General features: G+C 62.9%; 13 protein-coding genes and 2 pseudogenes. 8 read left to right on the plus strand and 7 right to left on the minus strand.

The features are described 5' to 3' along the window. Positions 1-30 precede the first annotated feature (30 nt). Positions 31-171 (plus strand): hypothetical protein, encoded by a 141-nt coding sequence (locus U4Z31_RS26475; RefSeq protein WP_321811837.1) that lies wholly within the window; start codon positions 31-33, stop codon positions 169-171. Here U4Z31_RS26475 and U4Z31_RS26480 read toward each other — a convergent pair. The 3 genes and pseudogenes from U4Z31_RS26480 to U4Z31_RS37205 form a co-directional block, all read right to left on the minus strand. Beyond that, a pseudogene (locus tag U4Z31_RS26480) lies at positions 168-428 on the minus strand (MFS transporter); the annotation flags it as partial. The gene U4Z31_RS26475 and the pseudogene U4Z31_RS26480 overlap by 4 nt on opposite strands. 358 nt (positions 429-786) lie before the next feature. After that, positions 787-1,734 (minus strand): 2-dehydropantoate 2-reductase, encoded by a 948-nt coding sequence (locus U4Z31_RS26485; RefSeq protein WP_321811860.1) that lies wholly within the window; start codon positions 1,732-1,734, stop codon positions 787-789. Positions 1,735-1,744: 10 nt separating this feature from the next. Continuing rightward, positions 1,745-1,864, minus strand: a pseudogene (locus tag U4Z31_RS37205) (salicylaldehyde dehydrogenase); the annotation flags it as partial. Between the two features lie 387 nt (positions 1,865-2,251). Here U4Z31_RS37205 and U4Z31_RS26495 point away from each other — a divergent pair. The 3 genes from U4Z31_RS26495 (at position 2,252) to U4Z31_RS26505 (ending at position 5,216) form a co-directional block, all read left to right on the plus strand. Continuing rightward, a complete protein-coding gene (locus U4Z31_RS26495) occupies positions 2,252-3,160 on the plus strand; it encodes a LysR family transcriptional regulator (protein ID WP_124489030.1) in 909 nt (302 codons plus the stop codon). A 351-nt stretch (positions 3,161-3,511) separates the two neighbouring features. Continuing rightward, positions 3,512-4,444: an MBL fold metallo-hydrolase gene (locus U4Z31_RS26500; protein WP_321803680.1), complete on the plus strand. Its 933-nt coding sequence runs from the start codon at positions 3,512-3,514 to the stop codon at positions 4,442-4,444. A 241-nt stretch (positions 4,445-4,685) separates the two neighbouring features. Beyond that, entirely contained in the window at positions 4,686-5,216 is a 531-nt protein-coding gene (locus U4Z31_RS26505) for a YbhB/YbcL family Raf kinase inhibitor-like protein (RefSeq protein ID WP_321811861.1), read from the plus strand. Between the two features lie 16 nt (positions 5,217-5,232). On the opposite strand, the gene U4Z31_RS26510 is transcribed toward U4Z31_RS26505, so the two are convergent. Beyond that, positions 5,233-5,982 carry an SDR family NAD(P)-dependent oxidoreductase gene (locus U4Z31_RS26510; protein ID WP_321811839.1) on the minus strand — a complete coding sequence of 250 codons (750 nt, stop codon included), beginning with the start codon at positions 5,980-5,982 and terminating at the stop codon, positions 5,233-5,235. Between the two features lie 110 nt (positions 5,983-6,092). On the opposite strand from U4Z31_RS26510, the gene U4Z31_RS26515 reads away from it, so the two are divergent. Further along, positions 6,093-6,977, plus strand: a complete 885-nt coding sequence (locus tag U4Z31_RS26515; RefSeq protein WP_321803684.1) for a LysR family transcriptional regulator — start codon at positions 6,093-6,095, stop codon at positions 6,975-6,977. Between the two features lie 430 nt (positions 6,978-7,407). After that, entirely contained in the window at positions 7,408-8,403 is a 996-nt protein-coding gene (locus tag U4Z31_RS26520; protein WP_321811840.1) for an alpha/beta hydrolase, read from the plus strand. 224 nt (positions 8,404-8,627) lie between these two features. Here U4Z31_RS26520 and U4Z31_RS26525 read toward each other — a convergent pair whose 3' ends face one another. Further along, on the minus strand, positions 8,628-10,352 hold the full coding sequence (locus U4Z31_RS26525) for an ATP-binding protein (RefSeq protein WP_321811841.1): 1,725 nt from the start codon (positions 10,350-10,352) through the stop codon (positions 8,628-8,630). Between the two features lie 205 nt (positions 10,353-10,557). Between U4Z31_RS26525 and U4Z31_RS26530 the strand changes: the two genes are divergently transcribed. Continuing rightward, positions 10,558-10,779 carry a hypothetical protein gene (locus tag U4Z31_RS26530; protein ID WP_321811842.1) on the plus strand — a complete coding sequence of 74 codons (222 nt, stop codon included), beginning with the start codon at positions 10,558-10,560 and terminating at the stop codon, positions 10,777-10,779. 281 nt (positions 10,780-11,060) lie between these two features. Here U4Z31_RS26530 and U4Z31_RS26535 read toward each other — a convergent pair whose 3' ends face one another. After that, positions 11,061-12,011: a helix-turn-helix domain-containing protein gene (locus tag U4Z31_RS26535; RefSeq protein WP_321811843.1), complete on the minus strand. Its 951-nt coding sequence runs from the start codon at positions 12,009-12,011 to the stop codon at positions 11,061-11,063. Between the two features lie 265 nt (positions 12,012-12,276). Between U4Z31_RS26535 and U4Z31_RS26540 the strand changes: the two genes are divergently transcribed. Further along, a complete protein-coding gene (locus U4Z31_RS26540) occupies positions 12,277-13,764 on the plus strand; it encodes an NAD-dependent phenylacetaldehyde dehydrogenase (protein WP_321811844.1) in 1,488 nt (495 codons plus the stop codon). A gap of 86 nt (positions 13,765-13,850) precedes the next feature. Here U4Z31_RS26540 and U4Z31_RS26545 read toward each other — a convergent pair whose 3' ends face one another. Then, complete coding sequence (locus tag U4Z31_RS26545) at positions 13,851-14,942, minus strand: porin (RefSeq protein ID WP_321811845.1); 1,092 nt, start codon at positions 14,940-14,942, stop codon at positions 13,851-13,853. Positions 14,943-15,074: the final 132 nt, after the last annotated feature.

The raw sequence follows: 15,074 nt of genomic DNA on the forward strand, positions 1-15,074 counted from the left end.
GATTTTCCCACGGCAGGCGGCTGCGGCCACATGAGTCATCTCGACAAATATGGTTCCGCAAAATTCCGGCGTCAATCGGCGGCTTCCTGCGTGCCGTTTTCGATGTGTCCGGTTCGTGCGGAACGGGTGATCGCCGCCGCCGCGACGACCACCGGAATTGCATATGCCTAACCGCGGCTCGAATGTGCGGCTGCGGGAATATGCTGACGGACGACGGCAAGGGCGACGAACACGACCACCATCGCCGAACCGAGCATCAGCAGGTAGCCGGTGCCCCCGGTCGCGGTGATGACGGCCGCACCGGCAAATGCGCTGAGGATTGCGCCGAGCCGGCCGAAAGCAAGCGCGGACGCCGTGCCGGTTGCCCGCACGCCGGTCGAATAGACGTATGCGCAGAGCGCATACATCGTCGACTGGACCGCATTGACGGTTCCTTGATCAGGACCGGGATCGCGAAGCCGATGAGCTGGCTGTCGAAGCCGTCCACGATAATGGAAAGCGCTGCCAGGACGACGGCGATTCGCTGTACGAGCGCGTACGGGCCGTGATCGAGCGTGTGCCCGATATCGAGCGAGCCGCCGCCGTGCAGGCCGGGATCGCCTGATGGGGTTCGCGCGTCGGACGACGCGGAAATGGACGGGTTCATTTTGTCTCCTGGTGCGCGCAGCGCGCCCTTGTGTTTTGAAATGGCCGCGGCAGGTTGCGTGACGCTCCGCACCGCGGCCGGCTGCGTGGATGTGTCGACGGACGCTTCGACGAAGCGCCCGGCGGCAACCGCCACGCGCTTCAGTGTCGAGCCGTCGCGCCGTCCGACTGACGTGTACGCTCATCGACGAGCCTGACGAGGCTGGCCAGGCTGTGCGTATACGGCACCGCCACACCGGCCTTGCGAGCAGCCTCGACTACCGCGCCATTGATCGCTTCGATCTCGGTACGCCGGCCGGCCAGCACGTCCTGCAGCATCGATGGCCGATGCGTACGATGATGGGCGAGCGCATCGCGCACATTCGACGTCACGTGCGCTTCACTTGCCGAAATGCCGAGTGCACGCGCGACGGCCATCACCTCTGAAACGATCTTCAGCGCCAGTGCTTCGCCGTCGGGGGTATTCGTCAACTCGCCGACCGTGCATTGCGTCACGGCACACAGACTGTTGAGGGCGGCGTTGAATGCAACCTTCTCCCAAATCGCGGCCCATACGTCGGGATCGACATGGCACGAGAGGCCGGCGTCATTCAACGCGTGCACGGTCTGTTCGAGCGCGCTCGTATGCGTGCCGTTCGCGTTCATCAGCCGGATCGTGCCCTGGCCATGCGAGCTGACGGCGCCAGGTTCCGACTTGTCGGCCGGCCACGTGGTCACGCCGACCATGACCCGGTCGGGCGAGACGGATCGGGCGAGCCGTTCGGCGTTCCCCAGGCCGTTCTGCAACGACAGGATGACGGTGTCGGGGCCGAGTACGGCGCTTGCGGCAGCGAGTGCGGCGGTCGTATGCATCGTCTTCGTGAAGACGATGACGAGGTCGACGGGCTCGCCGGCCTCCTCCGGCCTCAGTGCGACGAGATTGCGCACGATGTGCTCGCCGGAATCGGTCGAAAGCCGCAGGCCGTGGCTGCGAATCGATGCGAGATGAGCGTCGTCGATATCGAGCAGGCTGACCGAATGACCTGCCAGCGCGAGGCGGCCGCCAAAGAACGAACCCATCGCACCGGCACCCAGAATGGCGATCTGCATGGCGTGCTCCTCAGAACGGATCGTGGTGGAGAGTGGTCTGCAGGGTAATCCCCCGCAAGTCGGTGAATTCCGCGACACCCGCGCGGCCGCCGAAGCACCGGAAGCCGCTGCCCCGCTTGAGCGGGCCGAATCCCGACCAGATCGGGAATGCGCGGGCCGCGGCATCCACCGCTGCCTCGGCATCCTCGACGCCGTCGTCGGCGGGCGCGCGCGACGCTACCTCACCGTCGATGAGCATCGACACTGTCTTCATCGTTTGTCTCCTGGATTTCTTCGACGCCGATGTCCTCGGCGAGACAGGCTTCACTCGGCGCGTGCAGCGCGAAGGCGACCGACATGCGCTCTCACCCGGACCGGGCGCAAGCGCGCGCGGCGGAAACTGCCGGGGCGCCTAGCGGCGGGAGGCTGAGCTCCATTGAAGTCTCCTGTCGTTCAGTACGGTTCTGGTGAACGCATTATCGAAACATCAGGAAGAATCCGAAATTGCCGATTTCACAAAAAGGCATTACCTTCAGGCATGACTTTCAATCTCCAGCAGCTTCACGCATTCGTCACGATCGCTTCGGCCGGCAGTCTCGGGCGCGCGGCCGAGACCTTGCACGTCACCCAGCCGGCCTTGAGCCGCGCGATCCGCCGGCTCGAAGACGAGGTTGGCGCCCCTTTATTCGAGCGCCATACGCGCGGCATGCACCTGACGGCGGTGGGAGAGGCGCTGCTGCCGCACGCGATTCTGTTGCAGCGCGAGGCGGAGCAGGCGCGTGAAGAGATCGACGCGATGCGCGGGCTCGCACGCGGGACGATTCGCTGCGGTGCGGTAGGCAGCATCGCGAGCCTCGTGCTGCCGCTCGCCGTGAGCGGCGTGTTGCAGAAGTGGCCCAATTTGCGCGTTCACGTCATCGAGGGCGTCTGGGATCGTCTTGCCGAGGCGCTGGTGCAGCGCGAAATCGATCTCGCACTCAGCATGGTAATGCCCGACACCGAGGAGATCGTCGCGATCGAGGACTGTCGCTGGGAGGACAACAGCTACGTGGTCGCGGCGCTCGATCACCCGTTGCGGGCAAAGCCGGGGATCACGCTGGCCGATACGCTGGATCAGCAGTGGGCGATCCCGCCGCGCGGCACCGCGCCGTTCGAGCACATGCAGCAGGTGTTCGTCGCAAACGGGCTCGGCTTGCCGAACGTCGTGGTCGAAACCCGATCGATCACCGTGCTGAAGAGTCTCGTCGCCCGATCCGGTTTTCTGAGTTGGATGGCCGAACCGATGTACGTGACGGAGAGCAAGGCGGGGGTGTTCGATACGCTCGAATTGCCGGGGGTAGTCGGGCGGCGCACGTTGACCGCATTTCGGCGTCGGCACGGTTTGTTGCCGAGTCCCGCCGTCAAGCTGCTCGAACAGTTGCGGCAATTGACGGCTGAACCGCGCTAGCGCCAGCGGTTGGACACATGCACGTCGGCGTTGCCCTTCGAGAAAAAAAAGTCGGCGCCGACGGTGAACTGATTTGCGCTGAAATCCACCTCCTGTCGAAGGATCCGGTCGAACGCTCAAACACGACGGGTGACGGATCGGCTCGTGTTGCCTGCCGGACGTCGATTGTTGCCGGTTGGACAACGCGGTGTGTGCGTTCCCGACGCTACTGGCGTTTGCCTCCCCCTGACTACAATCCGTCTCACGTTCGGTTGAAATGCGAGCGAAACCAGGCGAGCGAAATTCGTGGCCGCGCTCGTGAATCGCGCCGCGCCGAGCGCCTCACCCACTTGACCAACAGGACAATCGAAGATGAGCGAAACGACCCGCAATGTGCAGCCGGTTACCTCCGGGCTCGGCAAAGAAGGATCGGGAGAACTCGTGCCTTCCCGTTACGCCGTGCGCGTGGGTAACGTCGACGTCGTGCTGATCAGCGACGGCGTTCTGCCGCTGCCGACTTCAACCATGTCCACCAACGTGAGCGAAGCAGACCGAAACGAGTGGTTCGACGGCCGTTTCCTGCAACGTGACATGTTCGACTGGGCACTGAACATCGCACTCGTGCGAAGCGGCGAACGCCTGATCCTGATCGACTCGGGCGTCGGCGACGGATTTGAATACTTCACGCGTGCAGGGAAGTCGGTGATGCGACTGGAATCGGCCGGCATCGACCTGGCTGCGATCACCGATATCGTGATCACGCATATGCACATGGATCACGTCGGCGGGCTGAACGTCGATGGCGTCAAGGCCAAGCTGCGTCCGGACGTGCGCATTCATGTATCGGCCGAAGAAGTGGCGTTCTGGAAAAATCCGGATTTCAGCAAGACGGTGATGCCGGAAACGGTTCCTCCCGCGCTTCGCAAGGCAGCTTCAAAGTTCGTGGAACTCTATGGCGAAAACATCGTGCAGTTCGATCAGACCGTGGAAGTTGCAGCGGGCGTGTCGGCGCGCGTGACGGGGGGGCACACGCCGGGGCACTGCGTGGTGGATGTCGCATCGAACGGCGAGAAGCTGACGTTCGTAGGCGACGCGATTTTCGAAGTCAACTTCGACAATCCCGACTGGCAAAACGGCTTCGAGCACGATCCTGAAGCCGCTGTGGACGTACGTATCTCGCTGTTGAACGAAGCAGCCGAGACCGGCGCTCTGCTGGCCGCGGCACATGTCGCGTTCCCGTCCGTCGGTCATATCGCAAAGAAGGGGAGCGGTTTCAGTTTTGTGCCTGTTCTGTGGGACTACTGATTGATTTTTTAATGTCGACGGCCGATGCGGAAGGAGTCCGTACTTCGTCGGGCGAACGCACACAAGCGAGCAAGGTGATCTGGGCGGGGTGGCATGCGCGCCGGCACCCTGGCAGCGCAAGTGTCGTCTCGTCTCGACCCGCTCGGCCGGATCGTTCTCACCTCCTGCAGAAACGCCCTCCTTTTCAACGGAGCACACCTTGAGATTCAACTTCTTTACGCGCTCGACCCTCTGCTCTGCAATGCTCTTGTCGATCGTGCCGACGATCGCTGTCGCGGGCGCGTTCTCCGTTAAAGTCGATGGCCCGAACCGTGGCCGGTTCGTGAACGAACAGGTCTACGGCGGCTTTGGCTGCCACGGCGACAACGTCTCGCCACGCATTTCGTGGTCCCATCTTCCTCACGGAACGAAGAGCGTCGTCGTGACCATTCACGACCCCGACGCCCCGACAGGCGGGCTGGGCTGGACGCATTGGGGCGTCGTCAATATTCCGGCGTCGGAGGCGTCGATCGAAAAAGGCGCGTCCGGCAATCCGAAGCGGATGCCGGCGGGTGCCATCGAAACGCTGACCGACTTCGGGGCGGCGAAATACGGCGGGCCTTGCCCGCCTCAGGGGGAGTCGCACCGATACATCGTCACGGCATCGGCGCTCGCCGTGCCAAGTATCGACGTGAACGCCACATCGAGCCCGGCCTTCGTTGCCTATCAGATGCACGGAAAGGTGATTGCGCAGGCACGCTACGTTGTGAAGTATCACCGAGCGGCGGAGTGAGCGCCCTGGCGAGAGGTCAGCGCAGCGACATCCCGCCGTCGACATACAGGTTCACGCCGTTGACGAAGCTCCCTTCGCTGCTGACGAGAAACAGTGCGGCGCGAGCCAGTTCTTCCGGGCGGCCGAAACGACCGAGCGGGATGCTGTCCGCGACGGCCGCCTCGAATGCCGGTCGGTCAGCGGATTCGATACCGAGCTTGGAAAGAATGGGCGTGTCGGTGGGACCGGGACTGATTACGTTAACCCGGATGCCGCGGGTATTGAATTCGAGCACCCAGCTGCGGGCAAATGCTTCGATGGCGGCCTTCGTTCCCGCATAAACGGCATGGCCGTCGAACACTTTGGAACTGGCGATCGAACTCGTCAACAGGATCGCTCCGCCGTCGCGCATGTGGGGCGCGATCTTTTGCACACCGAAGAACACGGCTTTGGTATTGGTGGCGAAATGATCGTCATACGACTCGACGCCCACCTGGCTCGACGGTGCGATCGTATTGACGCCGGCATTCGCGACGTATATGTCGACGCCGCCGAACCGTTCGGCCACCAGGGTTGCCACGCGCTCGTGCGTTCGAAGATCGGCGAGATCTCCTGTCAGTCCCGTCGCGCGATTTCCGAGTTCAGCCACGGCCGCGGTCACAGCCTCGGAGCGACGGCCCACGATGACGACGTTTGCGCCTTCCTCGACGAACAGCCTTGCCGTGGCATACCCGATTCCACTGTTGCCACCCGTAATGACGGCAACCTTGTTTGCGAGTCGATTCATTGAAATCTCCGTTGTTTCGCGCCGATCTGGCGTATGGCGCCAATATAGTCCGGGGAATTCGAGCGCTGTAGTCATGCAACGGAACTATCAATTTTGCCGAAGAGTCACGAATGGCATTCGAGAAATTCAGCGGTCTTCCAGCGTTCGTGAGGTCGGTCGAGGCAGGTTCGTTCACGGCCGCAGCACGGTCGCTTGAAACGACGCCGTCCGCCGTGTCGCGGAGCGTCGCAAGGCTGGAGAAGCGGCTCGGCGTAACGCTGTTTCAGCGGTCGACGCGGGCGTTCGTCCTGACGAGCGAAGGGCAAACATACTATGAGCGCGTTGCGCCGCTCATGCGAGGTCTCGAGGATGCGAGCGACGTTCTGACGACGCCCGAAAGAGCAGTAGGAAAGTTGCGCGTGAGCCTTCCGGTCGATCTGGGGCGGACCCTGCTGGAGCCGATCACGCGGGAATTGATGGGCAGCAATCCCGAATTGTCACTCGAAGTCAACATCAGCGATCGTCACGTCGATGTGATCCGTGAGGGCTTCGATATCGCCATCAGAGCCGGGCGCGCCGTCGACAGCAGGCTCTACGCGCACACGCTGATGAGCCTGCCGCTGGTGCTCGTGGCTTCCCCGAACTATCTGCACAAGCATGGCATGCCCAAGGGAAAGGACGATCTCGTTGCGCATCTTCATGTGCGTTACAAACTCGACGGACGCGTCGTACCGATCGTTTTTGCCGACGGAACGAGCATCCCCATCGATGGCATATTCGATGCCGACAATGGTGATGCGATGAGAGTGGCTGCATTGAACGGACTCGGTATCGCCCAGATTCTGAGAACGGCAGTACAGCCTGATCTCGATTCCGGCCGGTTGACAGAGGTGCTGCCTGACGTGAAGTTGAGTGCGGTGCCGGTCATTGCGCTGCACGCATTCGGAAAAGGTTTGCCCGCCCGCGCGAGAATATTCATCGATTTCGTCTCGCAACAGCTCGCTCGATCCAGATAGCGCGAGAAGGAACATGGGCCGACATGAATGAGACGCTCAAATTTGGCCGGCGAGACAAAATCGTCGAGTGATTCCTGTCGAAATGCGTGAGGTGCGGATATTCGGCCAGGCGTCTGCTCCGGCGTCAAAATCTCGATGGCCGACCGCGTTCATCTTCACGCCGCAATCCCCCACATCTCCTGGTCCGGGCGAGGGCATGTTCCGACGCGCGGATTGGTGCTGTTTGAACAACACCGTGAGCACTTCTACGTAGCTACCGCCGGGTTAATGGCCGTCCTACGATTCCCGCCATATCGAGCAAACATGATCGCGAGTTCCAATCTCCTCGTGAGCGCGTGCTTGTAACTGAAATTCGCCAACGGCGCGGCGGGTTCGTCTGGCCGATCGATCGGCCGGCATGACGATTTCTTTCACAACAGGAGCATATTGCATGAAGCCTGATTCTCACCTGTCTCCCGACGATGCCAGCCGTCGAGGTCTGATGCTGGGCGGTGTTCTGGCAACCGTCGCTGCCGTTGTACCGGCTGCAGCGGACGCAACGACTGGGCGCTTGTCGAAGTCCACTGCGGTTTCCGGCGCGGGGAGAAATCAATCGGCGGACAGGATCATCACCAGGGACGGCGTGGAAATTTTCTACAAGGACTGGGGACCGAAGGACGCTCCGGCAGTCACGCTCAGCCACGGCTGGCCCCTTAGCTCGGATAGTTGGGACAACCAGGCATTTTTCCTTGCGTCGAACGGCTTCCGGGTGATTGCTCATGACCGGCGTGGGCATGGAAGATCAAGCCAGCCGTGGGACGGCAACGACATGGACCACTACGCCGACGACCTGGCTGCCGTCATTGACAGGCTGAACCTCAAGAACGTGACGGCGATCGGCTTTTCGACCGGAGGGGGCGAAGTCACGCGGTATATCGGCCGCCATGGTGGCTCGCGTGTGACGAAAGTCGGCCTGATCTCGGCCGTTCCGCCGTTGATGCTCAAGACTCCCGCCAACCCGCAGGGGGTACCGATAGAGGTTTTTGATGCCATCCGTTCGGGGATGGTGGCTGACCGGTCTCAGTTGTTCAGGGAGATTGCCAGCGGCCCGTTCTATGGCTTCAACCGTCCCGGCGCCAAGGCGTCTCAGGGGATGATCGACTCGTGGTGGAGCCAGGGAATGATGGGAGGCTTCAAGAACACTTACGACTCGGTGCGGGCATTCTCGGAAACGGATTTTTCTTCGGACCTGAGCAAGTTCGACATGCCGACGCTGATCGTGCACGGGGACGACGATCAAGTCGTGCCGGTCGACGTCGGCGGGCGCGCCATGAAGAAACTGGTTCCGCACGCCATTCTGAAGATTTACAAGGGGGCGCCGCACGGTTTGACCGAAACGCACAAGGCGCAGCTCAACCAGGACCTTCTTGCGTTCCTGCGTAGTTGACCGGTACACGGACCTGTCGACCAGGGACCGCCCGCCCCATTGATTGCGCAATGAAACCGGTGACGGGCGTTCCTGATGACTGGTCGGAAACCGGGAACCGCGAATGAGGCGTCGGTGGTCGATCGTTTCAATATCCAAACCGCGAGCCCGCAGGGACTGACACCGCTTCAGAGTACGTGGCATCTTGCGGGCGCGTGGCGGGGCGACGCTTCAAGGAACCGGCATCAGGCACCGTCCTGTATCGACGAGACACCCGGCAACGTCAGGATGAACGTGCAGCCTTCGCCCGGGCGGGTATGCAAATCGATGTTGCCGCCATAGCGCTTGGCGATCGTCTTCACGAAAGCCAGCCCGAGACCGGCGCCCGAAGGGTAACGAGGCGGTTCGACTTGCAGGCGTTGAAATGGCTCGAACAGACGTTGTTGGGCTTCGGCCGATATGCCGGGCCCGTGGTCTGCAACGGAAATGGCGTAGCCATGTTCGACGCCGGTCAGGCGCACGGTTACCGTCGCATTGCCAGGACTGAACTTGATGGCATTGCTCACGAGATTGACGACCGCGCGCATCAGCAGGAAGGGTTCCACGCGTGCGATGCAGATCTCGTCCCCGACGTTCACGTCGAGCCGGATGCCGCGCGCTTGAGCGAGTGCCCACAGTTCGTCGATCGCATCGAGTACCACGCTGCCGATATCCGTTTCCACCAGTGACCAGGTCGGTGCTTCGGCGCGCGCCAGCAGAACGAAGTCGTCGGCCAGTGCCAGCGTACGGCGCGCGTACGCGGCAATTCGATCGAGCAGGTCCTTGGCGGGCGGGGCCGGTTCAGCGGCTCGCTGAAGATCGATCAACGCGAGAATCGATGCCTGAGGCGAGCGCATGTCGTGGGAAATGAAGTGCAGCCATGCCTCCCGGCGCCGCTCCGCCAGACGAATCTTCGTCACGTCGAGCACGAACCCGATCGTTCGCTGGGTCACGCCGTCTTCATGCTGCGGATAGGCGGTGGACTGAACCCATCGAATCTCGCCGTTGGGCTGAATGACGCGATACTCGACGCGATAATCCCTGCCGAACGAATTGAATTCCTCCGCGGTCCGAGTGACCTTCATCGCCTTGTCGACGTCGTCCGGATGAATCAACGCGCGAAACTGGTCGATCGAGGTAATCGCCCTCCCGGGAGCGTGGCCCATGATTCGATGCCAGTTCTCGTCGCAGTGCAGTGTGTCCGATGCGATGTCGTAGTCCCAGATTCCCAGTCCGCCGACGCGGGCCGCGATGGCCAGCCTTTCTTCGCTTCGCCGAAGCAGATCGAGCGCCACGCGCTCGCGCGTCACGTCTCTCGAAACACACAGAATGGCGGTCGTTTTTCCATCGGCGTCCAAGATCGGCGTCAGCATGTTGTCCCAGTATTGAACGTCGCGCCCCGGACGCTCGCTGCGCCCGGGAAACCTGCCGAATACACCGTTCCTGGCGGATTCGAGCGCGACATTTCCGTCGGGCCACACGTCTTCGGGCAGGAGCGGCAGCCACGGCATACCGAATCCCGACTCTTCGTCGACGCCCAGCGCCTGGCATCCGGCGCGGTTCATGTGCAGCACGTTGCCTGTCGGCGAAATCAGTTTGATGCAGTCGATGCTGATATTCAGCATGTCTGTCTGTATCGACGTGTGACTCTTCAGTTCGATTTCCTTGGCCTTCAGGTCATGGATATTCGTGCAGGTGCAGAGCCATCCGTCGTCGACACGGTGAAGGTCGACGGTGAACCACTGGTCGATGCCGTGGGAACCCGCCAGCCGGCACTCCAGCGTTTCGTGTACCGAGCCGGGTTGCGCCGCGTGAAGTGTCGACTCGGCGGTGCAGCGGTGCTCCGGATGGATCAACTCCGTCCATTGGAGTCGATACGTGGCCTCGGCCGAGCGATCCGCGTAGGCAAGCCATGCATCGTTGATGCTCACGACCCGCCCGTTCTCGTCGAAATGGCATGCCGGTGTCCGAAGGACATCGATCAGGCGGGCAATCCTGAGACAGTCGGGGCGTGCGGGGGCTGTTTCGTCGGGCGAAACAACAGGAGATTCCGTCTTCGAACGTGTGGGGGGCGCAAGGTCCGGGCCGTCTACGTTGCATGCGCAAGAAATTTCATTTTCAAGACGAAATCCATTCATGTTTGTTACATTCCATGCATCGCTGACACGCTTCCAGAATGTCAGACATCAAATGATGCATCAATGGGTAGTCAGCACTATGGATTGGCACCGTAGTAGTGCATATTATTTTCGAGTGATGGAATCAGGTGAAGATGCGGAGCTCGTCGAGTGGAAGTTGGGCCTGATTGTGGCGCGTGTTGCACATAGTGACGGCTTCAAGCGTCGCATTGAATGCTGATCATGTTGAATGACTGGTGCGGAGGCCGGACGGGGCGATACGCGTGGTATCGCCGATTTTTTGCAGTAACGGACCGTCGAGCCGACACGCCGGAATCGCAAGTGGACGATCGCATGTGCGTTGGCCGACGTCGTCGAACGGTGCCGAGATGACACGAATGCACGTGGGGTCGACACCGGGCGGCGATGCCAGGCTGCGGATGATGCATATTTCCCCGGGGCACGCGAGCGTCGCCCCCGAGATCGTTCATCGAAGCCGCTGCAGTTCGCGGTGATCCCGCTTCACGCCTCCGAAATACCGCGGCACGCGACGCGATACGCGCCCGGGCTGCATCCGAACCGTGCCTTGAACGCGCGCCCGAAATGCGTGATGTCCGAGAAGCCGCACGCGATCGCCAGCTCCAGCAGGTTGCGGTTGGGATCCGCCGGATCCTCCAGCGCGCGCTTGCTCGCCTGCAGCCGGTATTCCTGGATCAGGCTCTGCGGCGTGCGCCCGGTCGCGGCCAGCGCGCTGTACAACGTGCGCCGCGACACGTTCAGCGCACTCGCGAGCTTGTCCGGCGACAGGTCGGGATCGCTGTAGTGGTGCGACAGATGGATTTCCGCATTCATCCGCAGCGTCGCGCTGCGCGCATCGGCGCCGCTCAGCGAATCGCTCGCCTCGCGGCGGATCACCGAATCGAGCAGCATCAGCGTCGACTGCTCGAAGCCGAACAGGCTTTCCGGATCGTTCGGCACCTGCCCGTCCATCAGGTAATGGATCGACTGAAGCGCCAATTGCGCATTGCCGACGGTTCGACGGACCTGCACGCCCGCGCGCTCCACGAACCAGCGCCACATCGTACCGCTTCTCGGCGGCGTCAACGCCGCGACGAAGCGCGACGCGTTCGCCGATTCGATCATGTACGGCTGCGTCGCATCGTAGATCACCCACTCGCCGGGATTGACCGTCGACGCCGCGTTGCGCTGCGTGACGCGGCTTTGTCCGGCGATCTGGAACAGGATCTTGTAGCAGTCGCTGTCGGCACGCGACGCGAGCGAGCGGTCGCGATCGACGCGGATCGCGGTGGTGTCGACCTCGGCCATCCGCAGGCCGCCGACCGTGGCAACCCGCACCGACATCCGGAACTGCGGGCCGGTGTCGTGAAAGACCAGCGGCAGGAAGCTGTCCGCGATCAGGTCGCGCAGATTCGCGTTGCTGTTGCTGGCGTCGACGACGAGTTCGTGTGCCATTGCCGGAAGAGGGAGAGGGCCGGGGAATGCGTCGAGCTTAATGCATTCGGCGCGGACGCGGGGGCGAAACGCAATCATCGTCGGCAGCGGCGACTTTCAGCGTCAATGGTGGTTTCCACAGGGAAACCGCTGCGTCGCACCGTTCTGCACGCTGAAGCCAAAAGTGTGCACGCAACGCCGATCCGCGTGCGCGACGCGTCCCTAGAATCGAAGAGCGGCCGGCAAGTCGGGCCTTTCACTCAATTCGAATTCCGGAGGGACACAGATGGCACGGGTACGGATGCTGGACGAAGTCGGCGCGTTTCTCGCGCGCGAACACGGTCACTACATCGACGGCCACGCTGTAGCCGGCCGCGGCGAGCGGATCGACGTGCGCGATCCGTCGACGCGTGCGGTGATCGGCTCCGTCGCGCAGGCGACCGACGACGACGTCGAGGCCGCGGTCGCGTCGTCGCATCGCGCGTTCCGCGGCGAGTGGGCCAACCTGACGCCGGCCGATCGCGAGCGCATCCTGCTGCGTTTCGCCGACCTGATCGACGCGCACGGCGAAGAGATCGCGCAGATCGAAACCGCGCAGTCGGGCAAGCTGATCGGGCTGTCGCGCGTGATCGAAGTCGGCTGGTCGGCCCGCTGGCTGCGCTATTACGCGGGCTGGGCCACGAAGATCGCGGGCGAAACGCTCGCCCCGTCGTTCCCGAGCATGAACGGCGAGCGCTACACGTCGTTCACGCTGCGCGAACCGCTGGGCGTCGTGTTCGGGATCATTCCGTGGAATTTCCCGGTGATGATCCCGGTATGGAAATTCGGCGCGGCGCTCGCGACCGGCAACACGGTACTCATCAAGTCGTCCGAGTTCACGCCGCTCACGATGCTGCGCATCGCCGAACTGGCGACCGAAGCCGGCCTGCCGCCCGGCACGCTCAACGTGATCAACGGCACGGGCCAGGTCGGCGCGAAGGTGATCCGCGATCCGCGCGTGGCGAAGGTGTCGTTCACGGGGTCGGTGCCGACCGGCCGCAACATCGGCGCGGAGGCCGTCAACGCGAACTTCACGCGCTTCACGCTCGAACTGGGCGGCAAGAATGCGGCGGCGTTCCTGCCGGATACGCCGGTCGAGAAGATCCTCGACGGCATCGTCGAAGCCGGGTTCCTGCATAGCGGGCAAGTGTGCGCGTCGGCGGAACGCTACTTCGTGCATCGCGCGAAGTTCGACGAGGTGGTCGAGAAGATGAAGGCGCGCCTGGACAGCTTCCAGCCGGCCGACCCGATGGACGACGCCGGGATGATCGGCCCCGTCTGCAACGAGCCGCAGTTCCGCAAGTGTCTCGACGCGTTCGAGCTCGCGCGCACGGAGGGCGACACGATCGTCACCGGCGGCGGCGCGTATGCGCGCGACGGCTTCTACGTGAAGCCGACGATCGTGCTGCCGCGCTCGCTGGAATCGGCTTCGTATCGCAAGGAGATCTTCGGGCCGGTCGGCGCGTTCGTGCCGTTCGACGACGAGGAAGAACTGATCGCGATGATGAACGACACGCCGTTCGGGCTGACCGCGAGCCTGTGGACGAACGACCTGTCGAAGGCGCTGCGCTACGTGCCGCGGATCGAAGCCGGCACCGTGTGGGTGAACATGCACACGCTGGTCGACCCGGCCGTGCCGTTCGGCGGCGCGAAGGGCTCCGGTATCGGACGCGAGTATGGCTCGTCGTTCATCGACGCTTATACCGAGCCGAAATCGGTGACCATTCGCTTCTGACGGCTTCGCTTCTGACGACATGACCCGCCAATGGAAACCCGCCCGGCATCGACCGGGCGGGCGTTTCCGTTCAAGGCCGACATCAATCAGAACCGCGTACTGAACCCAATCCGCGCGACCGACTGCAGCGCGCCGCTCGACGCGCCGTTCGCGTCCATCACGCCGTTGATCTGCGCGTTGCTGCCGTGGCCTGCACGCTGATGCACGCCCGCGACATACACCATCGTGCGTTTTGACAGCCAGTACTGGACGGCGGCCAGGAGCTGGTGCGCATGCGCGTTGTCGAGCGTGTCGTTGCCCTTCATGTACGTGTAGCTCGCCCCGATCACCCAGACCGGCGACGGATGCCACGCGGCGCCGGCTTCCGCCGACCACGCGCCGGCGCCGTTCCACGCGTTGTGCACGGTCGTGAAGAGCGCCTTCGCCGTGATCGTGCCGAGCGTGTAGTGGGCACCCGCGCCCCAGTTGCGCACGGTGGTGGCCGACAGCCCGCCCGCCGCGCCGTACTTCTGGTTCGTATAGGCCGCGCCCGCGCCGAACGGGCCGTTGTCGTAGCTCGCGCCGACGCTGACCGTATCGTTCGCGCCGACCGATCCCGCGACGTTGCCGAAGCCGTACAGCGCGCCGAAAGTCAGGCCCGAGATCGACGCGCTCGTGTACTTCACGGAATTCGCGACACGGTTGCTGCCCGCGACGCGATCCCAGTCGAACGCGCCGGTCGGGTTGTTCGGCAGCGCGAGCTTGTCGAACGGGCCGTTGCGAAAGCCGTACAGCCCGACGAGATCCTGCGCGATCTCGTTGCCGCTCGCGGCCAGCGCGTCGACCATGAACTCGTACTGGTTGCCGAGCGTCAGCGTGCCGTAGCGGTCGTTCTGCAGCCCGACATAGGCCGTGCGCGCGAACAGGCCGCCGCCGATCATCGATCCGTTCGCGAGCGAGAACTGATTGACGAGCCGGAAGATCGCGCGCGTGCCGGCGCCCAGGTCCTCCTTGCCCTCGAAACCGAGCAGGTTCGGGAAGAAGATGTTGTCGTCGAATTTCGCGTTGCCGTGGCCGCCTTCGTTGCTCACATAGCTGAGGCCGGCGTCCAGCAGCCCGAACATCGTCACGCTGCTCTGCGCGAACGATGCGGCCGGAATCGTGCAGGCCGCGAGGGCGAGCAAGGTCTTTTTCGTCATCTCCAAGGTGCTCCTCACATGTCCGGTCTCGCCGGAATATTTTTGATGGGACTACTGATTGATATGAAGATACTGAAACCTGCTACGGTCGATCGGGGCGCGCCCGGAAACGGGAGCCGGAAGCAGGAGCCG

Origin of the sequence: Burkholderia sp. BCC1985 (genome assembly GCF_905339915.1) — a bacterium.
Lineage (GTDB): Bacteria > Pseudomonadota > Gammaproteobacteria > Burkholderiales > Burkholderiaceae > Burkholderia.